The following is an 18,374-nucleotide window of genomic DNA, read 5'->3' on the forward strand; positions in this document are numbered from 1 at the left end:
CGAGGCGCAGCGGCCGGGGGGGCGTAGGCAGTGCACTTCAAGCGCTTGAAACTTTCCGGTTTCAAAAGCTTTGTCGAGCCCGCCGAACTGCGCATCGAACCCGGCCTCACTGGCGTGGTCGGCCCCAACGGCTGCGGCAAATCCAACCTGCTCGAAGCGATCCGCTGGGTCATGGGCGAAAGCTCAGCCAAGTCGATGCGCGGCGGCGGCATGGAAGACGTGATCTTCGCGGGCACCGCCACCCGCCCTGCCCGCGCCTTTGCCGAAGTCATGCTTACGGCGGAAACCGACCCTGACGGGCCGTTCGGTGCCGAACTTGAAGTCGTCCGCCGCATAGAACGCGGGGCAGGCAGCGCCTACCGCGTCAATGGCAAGGACGTGCGCGCCAAGGACGTTGCGCTGGTCTTTGCGGATGCCGCCACCGGCGCGCACAGCCCTGCACTGGTAAGTCAGGGCCGCATCGCCGCCGTCATCGCGGCCAAGCCCACCGAACGCCGCATGATGCTGGAAGAGGCCGCTGGAATCGCGGGTCTCCACGTTCGCCGCCGCGACGCCGAACAGAAACTGCGCGCCACCGAAACCAACCTTGCGCGGCTGGAAGACCTGCTTTCCGGCCTCGAAGCCCAGATCAACACGCTTCGCCGCCAAGCCCGCGCTGCCGAACGCTACAAGGCGGTCAGCGAGAAAATCCGCCTTTCCGAAGCCCGCCTCGTCTTCGCCCGCTGGCGCGATGCCGCCGCCGCCGCAGCTGCCGCGCGCAAACAGGCCACGGCTGCCGAAGATGCGGTGAAGGCGGCAGCCCTCCTCGCCAATCAGGCGCAAGCCGCCCAGCACAAGGCCGCCGCCGCTCTGGCCGAAGCTCGCGACGAAGTGTTCGACCGCAGGCAGGATGCCGCCGCTCACGGACAACGCATGGCATCACTCACCGCGCAACTTGAAGCTGCCGAACAGCGGGTGCAGGACATCGACCGCCAGCTTGCCCGGATTGAGCAGGATCGCGCCAGTGCGGACAAGCTCACCGAAGACGCCGCCGCCGCAATGGCGAATCTGGAGCAAAGCCTTACCACAGCCGAAACCGCGCTGGCAGAAGACACTGCCCGCCGCCCGGTTCTTGCCGCCGCTGCCGACGATGCAGACCGCGCCGCCCGCGCCGCCGAAGTTGCGCTGGCGCAGCGCGTGGCGGAACAGGCCGGGATCGATGCCGAATGGCGCGTTGCCGAAGCTGCCGTTGCCGCCGCCCGCCAGCGTCTCACACGGCTCGATGCCGACGCCACACGGATCGCGCAGCAGGCAGAAGCCTTGGCGCGCGAAGCCGATCCGGCCCCGCAAATCGCTGAAGCAGAAGCAAATAGATCGCAAGCCGCCGCTGCCATCGAAGCTGCCGAAGCGACACGCGCCGATCTCACCAGCCAGCGCGAGACACTTTCCGCACAGCGCGATACCGCCAGCAATGCCCTCGCCCAGGCCCGCGCCGATCTCTCCGGTGTTGAACGCGAGGCTGATGCCTTGGCGCGCGACAAAGCGGCACGCGAAAAGGCACGTTCTGCCAAAGGCTTGGGCCAATCCGCCATCGCCGGAACGCGCGCTGCGCCGGGCTATGAACGCGCCCTCGCCGCCGTGCTGGGCCGCGATGCCAGCGCCCCGGTCGGCCCCGCTCCCGTTGATGCAGAAGGCCGCTTCTGGACCGGCGCGGACGCACCAAAGCCGCTGGCGGATTCGCTCGCCCACCACGTCCCGCAATGCCCACCCGAACTCACCGCCAGACTCACACTCGTGCGCGTGAGCGACCGCGATGATGGACAAATCCTACAGCCGGGCGAATGGCTGGTGACGAAAGCGGGCAGCCTCAGAAGGTGGGACGGCTTCGTCGCCCGGGGCGAAGGGGCGGCAGAAGCGGCGGCCTTGGAAGCCGAAAATCGACTGATGGAATTGCAGGCGATTCTGCCTGCGCGCCAAGAGGCTGTCAGCACCGCGCAAAGTGCGCTTGAAGGCGTGCAGGAGCGTCTAGGTGCCATCTCTGTGCATCTAGGTGCAGTTCAGAAATCCATCACGGAAGCATCGGATTCCGAACGTGCAGCGCTGCGTGCGCTTGATGCTGCAGAGGCTGCGCGCACGCGCCTCGATCAAAGAAAAGCCGAAATTTCAAGAACTCAGGCGGACCTTGCGGACCAACGTCAGGCGGCACACGGCGAACTTTCCGCCGCCGAAGACAAGCGCGCCACCCTGCCAGACCCCGAAGCAGGCCGCGCCGCACTCGAGGCCGCCCGCGCCCGCAACGATGCTGCCCGCACTGCCCTGCAATCGACAACGGCGGCAGCGGCTGCGCTCGACCAGCAGATTGCCGTGGGAAAAGAACGACTTGCTGGCATCCGTGGCGATATTCGCGCATGGCAGGCCCGCGCCGGAGACGCCGCCAAGCGCCTTGCCGAAATGACCGGACGGCGCGAGGAACTTGAGGCGGAACGCGCAATTTCTGCTGCAAAACCAAAGGGTTTGATCATCGAGATCGAACAAGGCGAAAGCATCCGCGCCCGCCTCGCCACCGATCTCACGACCGCCGACGCCGCACTGGCCACAGCAGAAACCGCATCAAAACAAGCAGATAGCGCGCTGTCCTTGGCCAACGAGGCCCTCACCACCGCCCGCGAAACCCGCGCCGGCGCAGTCGCCCGCGCCGAGAATGAAGACGCACGGCGGCAGGAAATGGCTGGAATCTCAGGAGAAAGGTTCCAGTGCCCGCCCCCGCTCCTGCCCGAACGCTTCGGCTTCGCCAGTGCCGATGTTGCCAGCGCGGGCGAAGAGTCCGCCGCGATGGACCGTCTGACGACGGAGCGTGAACGCATCGGCCCGGTCAACCTCGTCGCCGCCGACGAACTGGCTGAGGCTGAGGAACGCCACGGCACATCCGTTGCCGAACAGGCCGAACTTACCGAGGCTGTTCATAGACTTAGAGGATCAATCGGAAGCCTCAACCGCGAAGGGCGCGAACGGTTGCGCGCCGCCTTTGAAGCGGTAGACGGCCACTTCCGCCGCCTCTTCGCCCGCCTGTTCGGTGGCGGCGAGGCGCACCTTGCGTTAGTGGACAGCGACGATCCGTTGGAAGCAGGGTTAGAAATCTTCGCACAACCACCCGGCAAACGCCTGCAATCGTTGACTCTTCTATCCGGCGGTGAACAGGCACTCACCGCCGTCGCGCTGATCTTCGCCCTTTTCCTCACCAACCCCGCCCCGATCTGCGTGCTGGACGAAGTGGACGCCCCGCTCGACGACGCCAACATCGAACGCTTCTGCGACCTGCTCGACGCAATGGCCGCCGAAACCCGCACCCGCTACCTCATCGTCACCCACAACGCCGTAACGATGAGCCGAATGCACCGCCTGTTCGGCGTAACGATGGTGGAGCGCGGCGTCTCGCGGCTGGTCAGCGTGGATCTGGGCGGCGCGGTGGAACTGCTTGAAGCGGCTGGCTAATCCAGCACATACCTCGGCCCCGGCCCCGCGGCGCTGGCGCGGTCTTCCTTGTTGTATAAGGCGCAGCGTTCCAGGCTGAGGCAGCCGCAGCCGATACATTCGTCGAGCTTGTTGCGGGTGCGGGTGAGGAGCTGGATACGGCTGTCGATTTCCTTGCGGAGCGAGCGGCTGATCTTTTGCCAGTCCATCACGTTTGGCGTGCGGCCTCGCGGCAGGGCGGCCAGTTCACGCTCGATCTCTGCCAGACCCAACCCCAGCTTCTGCGCGATCTGAACGAAACTGAGCCTCCGGATGTCCGAGCGCAGGAAGCGGCGCTGGTTGCCGCCAGTGCGGATAGACGTGACGAGGCCGCGATCTTCGTAATAGCGGATGGCAGACACGGCGAGGCCAGTGCGGCGCGACAGCGTGCCGATGGGGATCAGATCGTTGCGGTGCATAGGCACTCTCTTCTGGCGACGGCGAACGAAATGGCTTGATCTCAAGCTAGCTTGAGGTTGCATGTTCGCAAGCATCGATTCGCAAATGCAGCCAAAAGGACCCGATTGATGCCCGCAGCCCGCCTCGAACACGTCAACATCCGCGTGAGCGATCCCGAACGCTCTGCCGCCTTCTTCACCGGCCTGTGTGGTTGGCATGAACGCTGGCGCGGACCTGCAATCGATGATGGCTTTTCGATCCACTTGGGCAATGACGACCAGTATCTTGTGTTCTACGCACCGCCCGGCGGGCACGCCGAACGTTTTGAGAAAGGCGTGCCGTTGCAGCATATTGGCGTAGAGGTTGACGATCTGGATGCTGCCGAGCAGATCGTGATCGCCGCCGGACTGGAGCCGTTCAACCACGCGGATTACGTGCCGGGTCGTCGATTCTACTTCTATGACTGGGACGGCATCGAATTCGAGGTGGTGAGCTATGGCGGTTGAGCCACTGACGCAGGCACAGCTTCAAGCCTATCTGGCGCGGATCGGTTTCAGCGATGCGCCGTGCTGCGATCTGGAAACGCTGGACGGCATCATCGGCGCGCATGTGCAAGCCATCGCGTTCGAGAACATCGACGTGCAGATGGGCCGCCGTCTGCGCACCGATACTGCCGCAGCTTTCGCCAAACTGGTCGAAGACGGACGCGGCGGGTGGTGTTACGAACACAACGGCGTGCTGAGCGCGGCGCTGGCGGCAATCGGGTTTGACGTGATGCGCATAAGCGCGGGCGTGATGCGGCAGGTGCGCGGGGATGCGGCGATGGGGACGCATCTGTGCCTGCTGGTTGAATGCAATGGGCCGAGAGTGGTGGACGCCGGGTTCGGCAGTTGGCTGGGAGCATCAGTGCCGCTGCGGCAGGGCGCATGGGAGCAGCCCCCCTTGCCGGTCAGTCTTGCGACGACTGAAGACGGATTCTGGCGTCTTTCCGTAGGGCTAGGTGACAACGCAATGTCTTATGATTTTCGCGCGCAAGCTGCGGAAGAGGATCAGCTTTCGGCGCTATGTGATTGGCAATGCAGCGATCCAGCATCGGTTTTTGTGCAGAATCTGGCGGTGCAGCGGCGCGATGACGCACGCTATCTGGGTCTGCGTGGCAAAGTGTTTTCCGAGGTAACGGCGCAAGGTGAAGTGAGGCGGGAACTGGCTTCGGATGCTGATCTGGTGGCGTTGCTGCGCGACGTTTTTTGGCTGAACGTGCCCGAAGCGGCTAGGCTCTGGCCGGCGATCTGCGCGCGGCACGAGGCGTTGTTTGGGGCTCAAGCGGCTCCGACGACATAGCAGGCGGCGGCCATCAACAGCCCAGCGGTGCGGTTCGAGCGGAACTTGGTGAGCGGATCGACGCCGTCTTCCTTGAGCGTGACGACCTGCCAGCACAAGTGCAACGCCACGGGCAACAGCGCGAGCAGCGCAAGCGGATCGGGCCGGGCAAGCCAGACCGCCCCCGCCCAACCCGTCAGCGCCAGCGCATAGAGCGCAGCAACGCCTGCTTTGACATGCCTGCCAAAAGATAGCGCGGAGGAGCCGATGCCGACCAGCGCATCGTCCTCACGGTCTTGCAGGGCGTAGATGGTGTCATATGCCATGCACCATGCCCAGCATCCGGCATAAAGCGCAGCCAGAGGGGCAAGGCGTTCAAAGCCAGTCGCTTCTACCCAGCCGACCGGCGCCCCCCATGTGAAGACGAGACCCAGCCATGCCTGCGGCCAGCCGGTGAGGCGTTTCATGAAAGGGTAAGCAGCGACAAGGGCGAGGCTACCGAGTGCGACGAGTTGCGCTTCCCAGCGGAGTTGCAAAAGAACGACGAGGCCCACAGCGCAGAGGGTGAGCAGCCATAGCCAAGCGGCGCGTTTCGTTACCGCACCGCTGGCGATGGGGCGCAACGCGGTGCGGGCAACGCGTGCGTCAAGATCGGCATCGACGATATCGTTATAGACACAACCCGCGCCGCGCATGGCGATGGCGCCGAGCAGCATCCACGCGAGCATGGCCCATTCGCCGGTTCCTTGACCAAGGAACAGTCCCCATGCGCAGGGCCAGAACAGCAGCCACCAGCCGATGGGACGATCAAACCGGGCGAGCAGCGCATAGTTGCGCCACGGTTGCGGCAGACGCGCGACAAGGCCCTTATGCTCGCTATCAGGGACGATTTGCGCGGGATCTGTCTCGATCATGGCGCGAAGCCTTACCGGCCTGCGCGAATTGCGCTAGGGGCGAAATCATGCCCGCAACGCCCGCATGGCCGCCCAAGTCGGCCCCTCGCCTATTCGTGGAAACGCCGCTGTCGGATGGATTGCGCGTGGCAATCGAAGGCGGGCAGGCGCATTATCTGGGCAAAGTCATGCGCGTGGCCCCCGGCGACGCGGTGATCCTGTGCGACGACGTGACCGGCGAATGGCTGGCGCGGGTTGCCGAAGCAGGCAAGCGCGCGGTCATTCTGGAGGTGGAGCGGCAATTGCGCGGGCGCGAGGATGTGCCCGATTTTTGGCTCTACGCTGCGCTGCTGAAGAAGCCGAACTTCGATCTGGTCCTGGAAAAGGCAACCGAACTCGGCGTAGCCCAAGTTGTGCCGATGGTAACGCGGCGCTGCGTGGCCGACAAGCTGAACCCCGAACGCGCGCGGACGATCATGGTTGAAGCGGCGGAGCAATGCGCGCGCACCGCCCTGCCCGCGCTGGGCGATACGGTGAAGCTGGAGGCCTTGCTGCGGAACTGGCCCGAAGGGCGCAGGCTGTTTTTTGCCGACGAGAACGGCGGCGCACCGGTGGCTGAAGCCTTTGCCGCGCACAAGGGAGCGGCGGCGCTGCTGGTGGGGCCTGAGGGCGGCTTTGACGAAACAGAACGCGCCGCGATCCGTGCGCATCCGGCGGCTGTGGCGATTGCACTGGGGCCGCGCATCCTGCGAGGTGAAACCGCGGCGATTGCCGGGATGGCGCTGTGGATGGGGCTGAACGGCGACTGGATTTGAGCAGCCGCGATTTCGGTCTGATTTGCAACAAAAGTTCTCACGAATAACACTGGTATAAAGCTGTCTGGCACATTAACTCGGCGCGCATGAGCACGCGGCAAGTTTCAAATCGCAACGATCCCATCATCGAAAGCCGCGACATGCTCGTGGCCCCCATGCAGAAGGGCGAAAAGCCCAAGTCTGCGTGGCGGATCGGCACCGAACACGAAAAGTTCGTCTATCGCACCGAAGATCGGCGCGCGCCTTCCTATGGCGAACCGGGCGGCATTCGTGATCTGCTGATGGCGCTGACCGAATATGGTTGGGAGCCAATCATGGAAGGCGGCAACGTCATCGCGATGGCCGGGCCGGACGGCACGGTAAGCCTTGAACCTGCCGGGCAGCTTGAGCTTTCGGGTGCGCCGCTGGAAAATCTCCACCAGACCTGTGCGGAAACCGGGCGGCATCTGGCGCAGGTGAAGGCCATCGGCGACAAGCTGGGGCTGGCCTATCTTGGCCTTGGGCTGTGGCCCGACAAGACCCGCGAAGAACTGCCGATAATGCCCAAGGGGCGCTATGACATCATGCTGCGGCACATGCCGCGCGTGGGATCGATGGGCCTCGACATGATGCTGCGCACCTGCACGATTCAGACCAACCTCGATTATTCGAGCGAGGCGGACATGGTGCAGAAGTTTCGCACCAGTCTGGCCCTGCAACCGCTGGCGACGGCGTTGTTTGCGAATTCGCCGTTCCTAGAAGGCAAGCCCAGCGGGTTCCTTTCGTATCGCAGCCACATCTGGACCGATACCGACCCGGCGCGCACGGGGATGCTGTCTTTCGTGTTCGACGAAGGTTTCGGGTACGAACGCTATGTCGATTACATGCTCGACGTGCCAATGTATTTCGTCTTCCGCGACGGCAAATATATCGACGCGTCGGGGCTTTCATTCCGCGACTTCCTCGATGGCAAGCTTTCGGTTCTGCCCGGTGTGAAACCGACGGCATCGGACTGGGTAGACCACCTTTCCACCGCCTTCCCGGAAGTGCGGTTGAAGTCGTTCCTCGAAATGCGCGGGGCCGATGGTGGGCCGTGGAGCCGAATTTGCGCGCTGCCCGCGCTGTGGGTGGGCCTGCTCTACGATCAGACGGCGCTGGATGCGGCGTGGGATCTGGTCAAGGGCTGGGACATGGAGGGGCGCGAACGCCTGCGGGCCGAAGTGCCCAAGCTGGGGCTGGACGCCGCGTTGCCGGGGGGCGGCAAATTGCGCGATGTGGCCGCAGAAGTGCTGGCGATTGCGCGGGGCGGCCTTTCGGCGCGAGCCATGCTGAACGAGGCGGGCGACAACGAAACAGGGTATCTCCAACCGCTCGACGAGATCGTGGCGACGGGCAAGACTCCGGCAGAACGGCTGCTTGACCTCTATCATGGTGCGTGGGGCGGCGATCTTTCGCAGGTCTATGGCGAGAAGAGCTTCTGATGATCATCGTGATGGGCACCGTCCGCGTTCCGGTGGAGAACATCGAAGCGATCCGTCCGATGATGGCCAAGGTGATCGCGGCGACGCTGGCTGAGGACGGGTGCGTGCAGTATGCCTATGGACAGGACGTGCTGGACCCCGAATTGATCCACATTGCCGAAAAGTGGCGCGACAAGGCAGCGCTTGAGGCGCATTTTGCCGCTCCGCACATGAAGGTGTGGGCGCAGGAGCGTGCGACTCTAGGGCTTTTTGACCGCCGCATCCGCATGTTCGAAGCCGACGAGGGCGTCGAAGTCTGACGCTTACTCCGCGGGCTGGGCGACCGGCCTTTTGGGTGTGATTGCGCGCGCAAGCTTGCGCAAGGCGCTGGTAATCGGGCCGTGCTCTGCCATCCATGCGTGGTATTCGCGATACTTGGCGTCTTCGGCAAGAAGGTGCTTTTCCTCGGTCCGTGCGCGCCAATAGTAGACGCCGCTGACCATTGCGAGCAGTGCCGTGTTGCGGATCGCATCGACCCATGAATGGCTGGTGGTGAGGAACGGCAGGCCCGCGAGCCACCAGTAGGCGTTCTTGGAAAGATAGGCCGGGTGGCGCGTGAAGCGGTAAGGGCCGTTGGTCAGCACGCCGCGATAGGTAAGGTTCGAGAAGCGCAGGCCGAAAGCGACCGTGGCCCAAGCATAGATACCGGTAAGGATGACCAGCGCAACCGCCCATATCCACAGCAGCGTGGTGTGGCCTTCAAGCCAATGCGGCCATTCCGCGCCGTTCCAGTGGTAATCCAGCACGCCACCGCCGCCCATCAGGATGAACGGAGGGTAGCAGATCAGCGCGGCAACCCATGCGGCGAGGTGCGGGTTGGCAGTGCGGATCTGTGCATCGAGCGGCTTCATGGTAACGAGATAGCCGACCATTGCGATCTGCACATCGATCATGAACATCGTTTCGATCAGCAGCGTGGCGAACTCTACGGGATCGTGGAGCGCGTGACTCCAGTCAAAGCGCACCACCGCCCCGAAGCCGCCGGGCACGATCGAGATCATGAAGGCGCAGAAGAAGCCTTTGACCAGCCATGAAAGGGCGTGACGTTTGACCTCTTCGGCCTCCCACGGTTCGCGCCCGATCAGCATCGCGCCGAAGTGCCAGGAAGCATCGCGCGGGTTCACCAGCACGCGATCCAGCCAGATGACATAGGGCACCGCACCTAGGAACAGGAACGGGACGATGGTTTCCAGCACTTCCATCGCAAAGACATATTGCCCGCGCCAGTACCAGCGGCCGAGGCAATAGGCGAAGCCGATCACGGCCCAAGTCGCCCAAAGCCCTGCGATCTTGGTCATCGAAATGTCGAGAATTTCGCGGATCGGCCGCGGAGCGTTCCAGTTGATGCCGGTCGATGGGCGCAGATGCACCTTGTCTACCAGCAGCGACCAGCCGACCATGCCGGTGCCCGAAAAGAGCAGCGCCATCATCGCCGCGCCGGGGCCGTCCATCACCTCGTGCGGGGCGGCAAGGCCGAAGGCATCGACGATCTGCGGCCAGAAGCGGCAGACCATGACCCAGAAGAGCAGGCCTGCAAGACCCGCAAGGCCGACGCCTGCTGAAACGTCTGATGGCGGAAGGGAGGGACGCGCGCTCATGCGCACATCCCTATGACCCAAGGGTTAGGAAAGCGTTTGCGATCAGCGAAAAGCGCTGATCTTTCCGCCATCGTCGAGGATATAGAGCGTCTGGTTGGCGATCACCGGGGCGAGGCTGACGCCGGAGCCGAGTTCGGTGAAGGCGCTGGCGGTGCCGTCGGTTACCGAAGCGGTCATCACTTCACCGCGCGAATTGGCGATCCACAGGCGGTTGCCTGCGAGAACCGGGCCGGTCCAGAGGATCGGGTTCTTCTTTTTCTTTTCGTTCTTGAAGCGCTGAAGCTGCGTCATCCAGCGGACCTTGCCGTTGGATTTGGCAATGCACAGCAGCTTTGCCTCGTCCGTCAGCGCGAAGATCCATTCGCCCGCGATGGCGGGGGTGGAAATGCCCGCAAGGTTCAATTCCCAGATACGCTGGCCGGTGACCAGTTCATAGGCGGCCATGCGCCCGCCCTGCCCCAGCGCATAGACGCGGCCATTTTCGATGATCGGATCGGCGTCGATATCGGTGAGCGTGGACACCGAGGTGGCGATGCTGGTGCGCGCAAGGGCATCGGCCCAAAGCTGGCGACCGTTCTCATAGCGATAGGCAACGAGTTCGCCCGACGAATAGCCCGCAACGATGGTGCCCTGCCCAGCCGCGGGCGAGGCAACGCCAAACACGTTGGTCTGACCCACGGAAGCGTTTTCGTTCCACAGGACCGCGCCATCGGCGGCGTTGAGCGTGATGATCTGGTTGTCCTGCGTCATCACCATGACTTGCCCGAAGGCGACGGTGGGCGAACCACGCAGCGGGCCGGCGGGCTTTACGCGCCACTTGATAGAACCGTTGGCCGCATCAAGTGCGGCGACTTCGCCCACACCATTCGTCACATAGACGATGCCATCATCGAACGAAGCGCCGCCGCCGAAAGTGGAGCTGGCGTTGCTCTTTTCCGCGCGGACAGAGGTTTCCCATGCACGCGAACCGGTGATGGCATCGAAGGCGTGAACCGTGCCGTCGGTATCCATCGCATAGAGCTTACCCCCGCCGACAACCGGCGATGCGGCGAGGCGCTGCGTTGCCGAAGAGCCGCGAATGCTGGCCGTCCACGCGCGCTGCGGCGAATCGCCAATGAAGGCATGGCCATAGGACTTGCTGGCATTGCCACCGCCCTGCGGGAAATCGGCGTTCACTTCCGGCGCGGGAAGGACGACGGTGATCAACCCAATCGAATCATCAACCTTGGTGCCGGCTTCGATCTTGGAGAGGATCGGCTCACGCTGACCAACGGTGGGCGTGGTCTTGGCCTTGTCCTTGCCGCCGAAGATACCGCAACCGCCCAGCGCGAGCGCAAGAACCAGCACGCTGGCCAGCGATGCGCGCCGGAAGCTGGGGCGGAATGTGGTTTCGGACTTCATCGGCATGGTATCCTTGGAAAAATCAGTTAGCAGCCGGAACGGTGGCGCGCTGGATCACTTTAGCGGCGCCCGGATCCTCGACCGCATCGACGCCGAGCAGCCCGGCCATCTGGCGGGTGCGGCGGCGCAAGCTGTCGGGCACGGTTTCATCCTTGGAAATCTGCGCGAACATGGCCCCCGCCAGATCATTCTTGCCCTGCTTCATATAGGCAATGCCGACCAATTCGCCCGCGCTGCCAAACCATGCGTTGCCGGGGATCGCCAGCGGCTTGAGCCGTTCGACGACCTTATTAGCACCGATCTTGTCAAAGGTGAGCGATACTTCGCGGATTGTGGCGAGATCGCGATAGGCCTGTGGCAAGGCGGTATCGGCGGCAAGCGCGGCAAACGCCTTTGCAGCTTCATCTGCCTTGCCCTGTTCGGACAGGACACCGGCCTGAAGCATCCGCGCCGACGCGCGATAGCCATCGCTGCCATCCTTGGTCAGCGGCGCGACATCTTCGGTTGCCGCCTTGAGATTGCGCACTTCCAGCTTGTCGAGTGCCTGAGTCAGCACCTCGCCCTGTTCGCCGGCCACGGTGTTGCGGTGATTGTCATACCACAGCCAGCCGCCAAGGCCGAGCAGACCGGCAATGATCGCCGCGCCCACCGGCTTGCCATATTTCTGGAATGCGGTGACAACCTGATCTTCGCGCAGGGCATCGTCCACTTCGCGCAGGAAGGCGTCACCCTGAGCGCCGGAGCGTTCGGCCAGTTGTTCGGAACGGGATTGCGGACGATCGGGACGGAGAGCCAAGGCAGCGCTTTCAGGGACTATAGTGGAACATTGCTAGCGTTTGTCTGGCGCGGTGTTTAGCGGATGGGACCGCCTTTTCAACCGAATTGCTTGTTTGCGGATCGCAGCGTGAACGCTGGCTGAAGCGCCGCGCGCCAGTTCAATCGAAACAGCTTCGTGGCAAGACCCGCGCATAGGCTTCGGAATAGCGCTTTGCCATGATCTTTTCGTCGAACTCCGCAAAAGCACGAGCACGATTGGCCTTGCCGATACGCTGGCGCAGCGCTTCATCCCCGGCCAGCGCAGCCACGGCAGCCGTCAGCGCCTCTTCATCACCCGGTGGTGTGATGAAGAGGCGGTTCTCTTCGGCGACCATTTCAGCCACATCGCCCACCGCGGGGCTGGCAACGGCAAGGCCCGACGCCATAGCTTCTATCACCGATAGCGGCGCCTGCTCGCTGTCAGAAGAAAGCGCGAAGATATCGAACAGACCGATCGCAGCAGACGGATCGGCAACATGGCCCGGCAGGTGAACGCGGTGCCCAAGTTCCAGCCGGATCGCTTCAGCAAGGATCGCCTCGCGCTCTGGTCCCTCCCCCAGAATGACCAGATGCCATTCGGGCGGAAGATCGCGCATCGAGCGGACCATGCGCGGCAGGTTCTTGACCGCACGCAAGCCGGCCAGCGTGCCAAGCCACTTTTCACCGGGGCGCTTCACCAGACGTGGCAACACATCGGGCCGGGGCTTTTTGGTATAGAGCGCGGTATCGATGCCGTTGGCAATGCGCCGAACACGCCCGCGCGGCTGACGCCATGCCTTGATCGCAATATCCTCAAGCTGGCGCGAAGGGACGATCAGGCCGCTCGCCCGCGAAAGGGCGATCATGCGATACCAGTTGCGATGGCGTTTCAACCCGCCCGCCTCATCGGCATTGAAGCCATCTTCATGGTGGATCAGCGGCGGCAGGTTCATCGATGGCGAGAATACGGCGTGGGCCATCACGGCGTCCATCGCGCCCCAATTGTAGGTGAGGATCAGATCAAAGCCCTGCATGGCGCGGGCGAGGCGTTGCAGCCGACCGATGCGCAGTTTGCCAGCCAGAGGCGGGAAACCGAACGGGAAAAACGCCTTTACACGCTTATCGATCAACGATTGCGCGCCCATTGCCGAAGGTACGGCGGAAACGATGTGGTGTTCGATGCTATTGCCATAGGGCGGCTTGGACCAACGATTGATCAGCGCCACAACGCGCCGCTCCTTGCCGCCTGCATCGAACGTGGAATGCAGGTGCAGCACCTTGAGCGGGCACTTTGCCGTATCGGTCACGGGGCCTGTCATACCCGTGCGAGCAGGCTTTCGATTGCGGCCATGCTTTCGGGTTCATCAAGCGTGGGCGCGTGGCCGATGCGCGGCAGGGTGACCAGTTCCACGCCGGGCCGGGTGGACATCTTCGCGGCGGTTTCAGCGGTAAGGATATCGGAGTTCTGCCCGCGCAGCACGGTGAGCGGGCGGGTGGCGAGCGCATCGAACATCGGCCACATATCCACCTGCGGCGTCGCGCCTTCAGGCGCTTCGAACGGCTCGGCAATCTTCATATCGTAATCGAAAGCGATGCGACCGCCGGTGCCCAGCACCATGATCCGTTTGGCATAGCGCAGCCACTGCGTGATGTCCCAATCGGGATAGACATCGCCGCTGCTTTCCTGAAGCGCGCGGGCGGCGTGCATCCACGTTTCGAAATTGCGCCCCTGCCCTACATAGCCGCGAATGCGCTCCAGCCCCGCAGGCGAGACTTCGGGGCCAACATCATTGAGTACAGCCCCCGCGATGCGCTGTGGGTTGCTGATCGCCAGCAGCATGGTGAGAAGCCCGCCCAGTGACGTGCCGATGGAGACGAAGCGATCGATCCCTTCCTGCACGAGCAACGCCTCTACATCCTGCAGATAGTGCAGCGGCGTGTAGGTCATCGGGTCTTTGGCATAATCGCTGTCACCCCGCCCGCGCATTTCGGGGCAGATCACGCGCCATTTGCCGGCAAGCGATGCGGCCAGATCTTCAAAATCGCGGGCATTGCGCGTCAATCCCGGCAGGCAAAGCACCGGGGGGCGAGAGGAATCGCCATCATAATTGCGGAAATGCAGGCGCAATCCGTCGCTGCTGGTCCAGTAGCGATCTTCGTAGGTTGCCATGATCTTTCGATATTCCGCGTGAAATCGGGTGGGGCCTGCTTGCGGGCAGGCATGTGCATCGCCACTATTGCCAGATGCCAGCGCTGCCGCAAGACGCGATCTATCGCCCCTCCTCCCGCATCATGGCGCTGGCCGACTGGATCGGTGATACGGTCAAGGCGGCAGATTTCCCCGAAACCCGGCTGCGCTGGCGCAATGACCGCGCTGCGCGTGAGGTTGGCCTGGCTGACTTGAGCGATGCGGACTGGCTGCGCCATTTCGGACGCTTTGCCCCACTGCCCGACAATATGCCAGGGCCGCTGGCGCTGCGCTATCACGGGCACCAGTTCCGCGTTTACAACCCGGACCTTGGCGACGGGCGCGGGTTTACCTTTGCGCAAATGCTGGATGCCGACGGGCGATTGATGGACCTTGGCACCAAGGGTTCGGGCCAGACGCCGTGGAGCCGCGCGGGCGACGGACGGCTGACGCTGAAAGGCGCGGTTCGGGAGATTCTTGCGACCGAGATGCTTGAAGCGCTGGGTGTGAACACTAGCCGCACGTTTTCGGTGATCGAAACCGGTGAATCGCTGTTCCGGGGGGATGAACCTTCGCCCACACGCTCTGCCGTGCTGGTGCGCCTGTCCCACGGGCACATTCGCATCGGCACGTTCCAGCGGCTTGGCGCGTTGCAGCTTGAAGACGAGATGGCGCAATTGGTGGCCTATTGCCTTGCGAACTTCCCCGGCGCGGATTTCCCCGATGCCCCCCACCCTGCCGTGCGGTTCTTCAACCAGATGGTAGAGCGGATGGCCGATATGGCGGCAAGTTACATGGTGGCGGGATTCGTCCACGGCGTGCTCAATTCCGACAACATGAACGTGAGCGGCGAAAGCTTCGACTATGGCCCGTGGCGTTGGCTGCCGAAGTGGGAGCCGGGCTTTACCGCCGCCTATTTCGACCACGCGGGGCTTTATGCCTACGGCCGCCAGCCCGAAGCTATCCACTGGAACTGCGGACAACTGGCGGTGGCGCTGCGAACGCTGGTTGAGGCCGCTCCGCTGATTGAGGCGTTGAACCGCTACCCCGAACTGTACCAGCAAGCGATGACGCGGCGGTGGCTTTGGCGATTGGGCCTTGAGCCGCGCGGGCTCGAAGAAGACACGGCACTGATCGGCGTGTGCGAGAAGGTGATGGTGGAGCAAGGGATCGGGCCGGATGCGTTCTTCTTTGCGCATCGCGGCGGGCGCGAGGCCTTTGTAGACGCGGCGCTCAACGAGGCGCTGGCACCTTATTCCGCTACCGACAGTAGCCATGCTTACTGGTCGGACGAAGGCCCGCAATCCATGCTGATCGATGAAGTCGAAGCCATATGGCAACCCATTGCGGAGAAGGACGACTGGTCCGCGCTTCATGCAAAAGTGGCCGCCATCCGGCGCATGGGCGAAGCGATGGGAAAAAAGCCGTTGCCAATGGGTCATGCCGTGGCGTGAAATCGTGCGCCGAGGGTGGCCCGGCAGATGAATATTGTTTAATCAGTAAGGTCTGGAACGTTACGGTACAGTCCAGGAACCAGACCACACTGTTCGCAAGAACGCATTGGAAGAGCAGGCATTATCCGTGGCAACTGCCGAAATCGTATCGTTTGAACCTGCCACCGGTGCCGAAGTCTGGCGCGGCAAGATTGGCGATGTTGACGATGTGGTCGCACGCGCCCGGCGGGCCTGGCCCGCATGGGCGGCGCAACCGCTTGCCACGCGCATCGAACTGGTGCGCCGCTTTGCCAACGAAGTGCGCAAGGATGCCGATAAACTCGCCACGATAATCGCGCGCGAAACGGGCAAGCCAATGTGGGAAGCCCGGACCGAGGTTGAGAGCGTCGTCAACAAGGTCGAGATTTCGATCCGCGCCTATGCCGACCGCACTTCGCAGCGCAAGCTGGATTCGGCGTTGCAGGGCACGGCGGCGCTGCGCCACAAGCCGCATGGCGTGATGGCCGTCCTGGGGCCGTACAACTTCCCCGCGCACCTGCCCAATGGGCATATCGTGCCCGCGCTGATCGCGGGCAATGTGGTGGTGTTCAAACCTTCCGAAAAGACCCCCGCCACTGGCGAATTGCTGGCACAATGCTTCCATCGCGCGGGGATTTCGGCCGCAATCTTGCAAGTGCTGATCGGTGGCCCGGCAGAGGGGCAGGCGCTGGTCGCGCATGATGGCATCGATGGCGTGCTGTTCACCGGGTCGGCCCACGCCGGGATCGCGATCAACCGGAAACTGGCCTCAAACCCCGGCAAGATCTTGGCGCTGGAAATGGGCGGCAACAACCCCATCGTTGTGTGGGACACGCCAAAGGTTCAGGACGCGGCCACACTTATCGTGCAATCGGCCTTCACCAGCGCAGGGCAACGATGCACCGCAGCGCGCCGGCTGATCGTCAAGGCATCAATGTATGACGAGGTAGTGGGCGAAGTGAAGCGCCTTGCCGACCGCATCATCGTGGGCGCGCCTTTCGATGAACCGTCGCCGTTCATGGGACCGGTGATCGACAACCGCACGGCGGACGGGCTGACCGAAAGCTTCGTCTTTCTGCTGTCGTCCGGCGGTCGCCCGATCAAGCACATGGTACGGCTGAAGGACGATCTGCCGTTCCTTTCGCCCGCGATCATCGACGTGACGGGCGTGGCAGAACGGCCCGATGTGGAACTGTTCGGCCCGCTGCTGCAAGTCGTGAAAGTCGATGACTTCGACGCCGCGATTGCCGAGGCGAACAATACGCGCTTTGGGCTGTCGGCATCGCTGATCGGCGGTAATCCGCAGGATTACAACCGCTTCTGGGCAAACATCCGCGCGGGCGTGGTCAACTGGAACCGCCCGACGAATGGGGCATCATCGGCAGCGCCTTTTGGCGGTGTGGGGCTTTCAGGCAACCACCGGCCAAGCGCCTATTACGCGGCAGACTATTGCGCCTATCCGGTCGCGTCGAGCGAGATGGACCAGCCGCGCGCCAGCATCGGCGTAGGCCTGCGCAGCGAATAAGGCTGTCAGTTCTGCGGATCGGGGAGCGGCAAGGCGGGATCGACCGGGCCACCGGGCGCAATCGCCAGATTGCGCATGTTCTGCTGGCTGAGATCTGGATCGACCATCAACTGCCCCTGCAACGCTTCGGCCATGACAGGATCGAGCGGCGCGCCATCCTGCTCCACCTGCGGCGAACCGCAAGCAGAAAGGGCAAGGCACAGGCCCGGAATGGTGAAGCGTATGCAGCGCATCCATCCTGATTAGTGCCGTGTGGTTAAGAAAAAGGGAGCGCCTCGCCGTAGCGGAGCGCTCCCTTGCCGACCTTTCAGTGCGACCCGAAGGGCGGTCTAACTCTTAGCGACCCAAATCACCGACAGCGCGAACCGCCACGGTCAACTTCACGGCCCAGCAGCGCGCCACCGGCAGCACCAAGGATCGCGCCCAGCGTGCGGTCACCATAGTTACCCGCCACTTCGCGGCCAAGCAGGGCACCGGCAGCGCCGCCGATCAACAGGCCGGTCGTGCCATTCGAACGACGGCAGTAGTAACGTCCATCGTTACCGCGCCAAACGCGGGTGTTCCGATAGACCGGATCACCATAGTAACCACGGTCATTGCTGCGATAGTAATTGCGATCGCCGCGGCCATAGTAGCGGTCATTGCGCCAATCGCGGCGGTCACGACCGTGTTCCCAGCGCTCACCATCCCAGCCTTCGTTCCACTGGGTGTTCATCACGGCGGCGGACTGGCTCTGCGGCAGGACGGCAGCGGCGGCCGGAACTGCCGTGGCAACGGTCGATGCGGCAACAAGGGCCAATGCGGCATTCTTAAGGTTGAACATCATCGTTCTCCTCATTTCTCGGCGGACCCGCACCGTGTGGAGCTTGGCCCTGTTGTTTCGTTGGTTAAGGTTTAAGCTCTCCAACCTGAACAGATGGCAACCGCAGCGTCAGATTTAGATTTTGCGACAGACCGAAGCTGGTCACCGATGAAACGAC

17 protein-coding genes are annotated in these 18,374 nt (G+C 63.2%); 8 read left to right on the forward strand and 9 right to left on the reverse strand.

Annotated features, from left to right (window positions below):
* Window positions 1-30: 30 nt before the first annotated feature.
* Window positions 31-3,471, forward strand: a complete 3,441-nt coding sequence (locus tag HGI47_RS09440; RefSeq protein WP_168852489.1) for an AAA family ATPase — start codon at window positions 31-33, stop codon at window positions 3,469-3,471.
* On the opposite strand, the gene soxR is transcribed toward HGI47_RS09440, so the two are convergent.
* The gene (soxR, locus tag HGI47_RS09445) at window positions 3,468-3,908 is read right to left on the reverse strand and encodes a redox-sensitive transcriptional activator SoxR (RefSeq protein ID WP_168852490.1); all 441 of its coding nucleotides are present in this window, start codon (window positions 3,906-3,908) and stop codon (window positions 3,468-3,470) included. The two genes, HGI47_RS09440 and soxR, sit on opposite strands and share 4 nt — an antisense overlap.
* 108 nt (window positions 3,909-4,016) lie before the next feature.
* Between soxR and HGI47_RS09450 the strand changes: the two genes are divergently transcribed.
* Together HGI47_RS09450 and HGI47_RS09455 are read left to right on the forward strand one after the other, a co-directional pair.
* A complete protein-coding gene (locus HGI47_RS09450) occupies window positions 4,017-4,394 on the forward strand; it encodes a VOC family protein (RefSeq protein WP_168852491.1) in 378 nt (125 codons plus the stop codon).
* A complete protein-coding gene (locus tag HGI47_RS09455; RefSeq protein WP_168852492.1) occupies window positions 4,384-5,229 on the forward strand; it encodes an arylamine N-acetyltransferase in 846 nt (281 codons plus the stop codon). The genes HGI47_RS09450 and HGI47_RS09455 overlap by 11 nt, the downstream gene beginning before the upstream one ends.
* On the opposite strand, the gene ubiA is transcribed toward HGI47_RS09455, so the two are convergent.
* Complete coding sequence (gene ubiA, locus HGI47_RS09460; RefSeq protein WP_168852493.1) at window positions 5,208-6,122, reverse strand: 4-hydroxybenzoate octaprenyltransferase; 915 nt, start codon at window positions 6,120-6,122, stop codon at window positions 5,208-5,210. The genes HGI47_RS09455 and ubiA overlap by 22 nt on opposite strands.
* A 47-nt stretch (window positions 6,123-6,169) precedes the next feature.
* Between ubiA and HGI47_RS09465 the strand changes: the two genes are divergently transcribed.
* The 3 genes from HGI47_RS09465 (at window position 6,170) to HGI47_RS09475 (ending at window position 8,675) form a co-directional block, all read left to right on the forward strand.
* On the forward strand, window positions 6,170-6,916 hold the full coding sequence (locus HGI47_RS09465) for a 16S rRNA (uracil(1498)-N(3))-methyltransferase (protein WP_168852494.1): 747 nt from the start codon (window positions 6,170-6,172) through the stop codon (window positions 6,914-6,916).
* 86 nt (window positions 6,917-7,002) lie between these two features.
* Complete coding sequence (locus HGI47_RS09470; protein ID WP_168852495.1) at window positions 7,003-8,376, forward strand: glutamate--cysteine ligase; 1,374 nt, start codon at window positions 7,003-7,005, stop codon at window positions 8,374-8,376.
* Complete coding sequence (locus HGI47_RS09475; RefSeq protein ID WP_168852496.1) at window positions 8,376-8,675, forward strand: putative quinol monooxygenase; 300 nt, start codon at window positions 8,376-8,378, stop codon at window positions 8,673-8,675. The genes HGI47_RS09470 and HGI47_RS09475 overlap by 1 nt, the downstream gene beginning before the upstream one ends.
* Window positions 8,676-8,678: 3 nt before the next feature.
* Here HGI47_RS09475 and HGI47_RS09480 read toward each other — a convergent pair whose 3' ends face one another.
* The 5 genes from HGI47_RS09480 to HGI47_RS09500 form a co-directional block, all read right to left on the reverse strand.
* Complete coding sequence (locus HGI47_RS09480) at window positions 8,679-10,013, reverse strand: isoprenylcysteine carboxylmethyltransferase family protein (RefSeq protein WP_168852497.1); 1,335 nt, start codon at window positions 10,011-10,013, stop codon at window positions 8,679-8,681.
* Between the two features lie 42 nt (window positions 10,014-10,055).
* Complete coding sequence (locus HGI47_RS09485) at window positions 10,056-11,414, reverse strand: PQQ-binding-like beta-propeller repeat protein (protein WP_240950105.1); 1,359 nt, start codon at window positions 11,412-11,414, stop codon at window positions 10,056-10,058.
* Window positions 11,415-11,436: 22 nt separating this feature from the next.
* Window positions 11,437-12,210, reverse strand: a complete 774-nt coding sequence (locus HGI47_RS09490; protein WP_168852499.1) for a tetratricopeptide repeat protein — start codon at window positions 12,208-12,210, stop codon at window positions 11,437-11,439.
* Window positions 12,211-12,349: 139 nt separating this feature from the next.
* A complete protein-coding gene (locus HGI47_RS09495; RefSeq protein ID WP_168852500.1) occupies window positions 12,350-13,528 on the reverse strand; it encodes a glycosyltransferase family 4 protein in 1,179 nt (392 codons plus the stop codon).
* Window positions 13,525-14,379: an alpha/beta fold hydrolase gene (locus tag HGI47_RS09500; protein WP_168852501.1), complete on the reverse strand. Its 855-nt coding sequence runs from the start codon at window positions 14,377-14,379 to the stop codon at window positions 13,525-13,527. The genes HGI47_RS09495 and HGI47_RS09500 overlap by 4 nt, the downstream gene beginning before the upstream one ends.
* Window positions 14,380-14,453: 74 nt before the next feature.
* Between HGI47_RS09500 and HGI47_RS09505 the strand changes: the two genes are divergently transcribed.
* Both HGI47_RS09505 and astD read left to right on the forward strand, forming a co-directional pair.
* Window positions 14,454-15,851: a protein adenylyltransferase SelO gene (locus HGI47_RS09505; RefSeq protein ID WP_168852502.1), complete on the forward strand. Its 1,398-nt coding sequence runs from the start codon at window positions 14,454-14,456 to the stop codon at window positions 15,849-15,851.
* Between the two features lie 127 nt (window positions 15,852-15,978).
* Window positions 15,979-17,394, forward strand: a complete 1,416-nt coding sequence (gene astD, locus HGI47_RS09510; RefSeq protein ID WP_168852503.1) for a succinylglutamate-semialdehyde dehydrogenase — start codon at window positions 15,979-15,981, stop codon at window positions 17,392-17,394.
* Between the two features lie 5 nt (window positions 17,395-17,399).
* Here astD and HGI47_RS09515 read toward each other — a convergent pair whose 3' ends face one another.
* Both HGI47_RS09515 and HGI47_RS09520 read right to left on the reverse strand, forming a co-directional pair.
* Window positions 17,400-17,627, reverse strand: a complete 228-nt coding sequence (locus HGI47_RS09515) for a hypothetical protein (RefSeq protein ID WP_168852504.1) — start codon at window positions 17,625-17,627, stop codon at window positions 17,400-17,402.
* Between the two features lie 116 nt (window positions 17,628-17,743).
* The gene (locus HGI47_RS09520; RefSeq protein ID WP_370521676.1) at window positions 17,744-18,217 is read right to left on the reverse strand and encodes a glycine zipper 2TM domain-containing protein; all 474 of its coding nucleotides are present in this window, start codon (window positions 18,215-18,217) and stop codon (window positions 17,744-17,746) included.
* Window positions 18,218-18,374: the final 157 nt, after the last annotated feature.

It is taken from the genome of Novosphingobium sp. ERN07 (assembly GCF_012641335.1).
GTDB lineage: Bacteria > Pseudomonadota > Alphaproteobacteria > Sphingomonadales > Sphingomonadaceae > Novosphingobium.

Coding starts and splice junctions, on each gene's coding strand:
- HGI47_RS09515 (WP_168852504.1), bottom strand. CDS start 17,627: ATGCGCTGCATACGCTTCACCATTCCGGGCCTGTGCCTTGCCCTTTCT.
- HGI47_RS09450 (WP_168852491.1), top strand. CDS start 4,017: ATGCCCGCAGCCCGCCTCGAACACGTCAACATCCGCGTGAGCGATCCC.
- HGI47_RS09465 (WP_168852494.1), top strand. CDS start 6,170: ATGCCCGCAACGCCCGCATGGCCGCCCAAGTCGGCCCCTCGCCTATTC.
- HGI47_RS09470 (WP_168852495.1), top strand. CDS start 7,003: ATGAGCACGCGGCAAGTTTCAAATCGCAACGATCCCATCATCGAAAGC.
- ubiA (WP_168852493.1), bottom strand. CDS start 6,122: ATGATCGAGACAGATCCCGCGCAAATCGTCCCTGATAGCGAGCATAAG.
- HGI47_RS09455 (WP_168852492.1), top strand. CDS start 4,384: ATGGCGGTTGAGCCACTGACGCAGGCACAGCTTCAAGCCTATCTGGCG.
- HGI47_RS09495 (WP_168852500.1), bottom strand. CDS start 13,528: ATGACAGGCCCCGTGACCGATACGGCAAAGTGCCCGCTCAAGGTGCTG.
- HGI47_RS09505 (WP_168852502.1), top strand. CDS start 14,454: ATGCCAGCGCTGCCGCAAGACGCGATCTATCGCCCCTCCTCCCGCATC.
- HGI47_RS09520 (WP_370521676.1), bottom strand. CDS start 18,217: ATGTTCAACCTTAAGAATGCCGCATTGGCCCTTGTTGCCGCATCGACC.
- soxR (WP_168852490.1), bottom strand. CDS start 3,908: ATGCACCGCAACGATCTGATCCCCATCGGCACGCTGTCGCGCCGCACT.
- HGI47_RS09480 (WP_168852497.1), bottom strand. CDS start 10,013: ATGAGCGCGCGTCCCTCCCTTCCGCCATCAGACGTTTCAGCAGGCGTC.
- HGI47_RS09485 (WP_240950105.1), bottom strand. CDS start 11,414: ATGAAGTCCGAAACCACATTCCGCCCCAGCTTCCGGCGCGCATCGCTG.
- HGI47_RS09475 (WP_168852496.1), top strand. CDS start 8,376: ATGATCATCGTGATGGGCACCGTCCGCGTTCCGGTGGAGAACATCGAA.
- HGI47_RS09500 (WP_168852501.1), bottom strand. CDS start 14,379: ATGGCAACCTACGAAGATCGCTACTGGACCAGCAGCGACGGATTGCGC.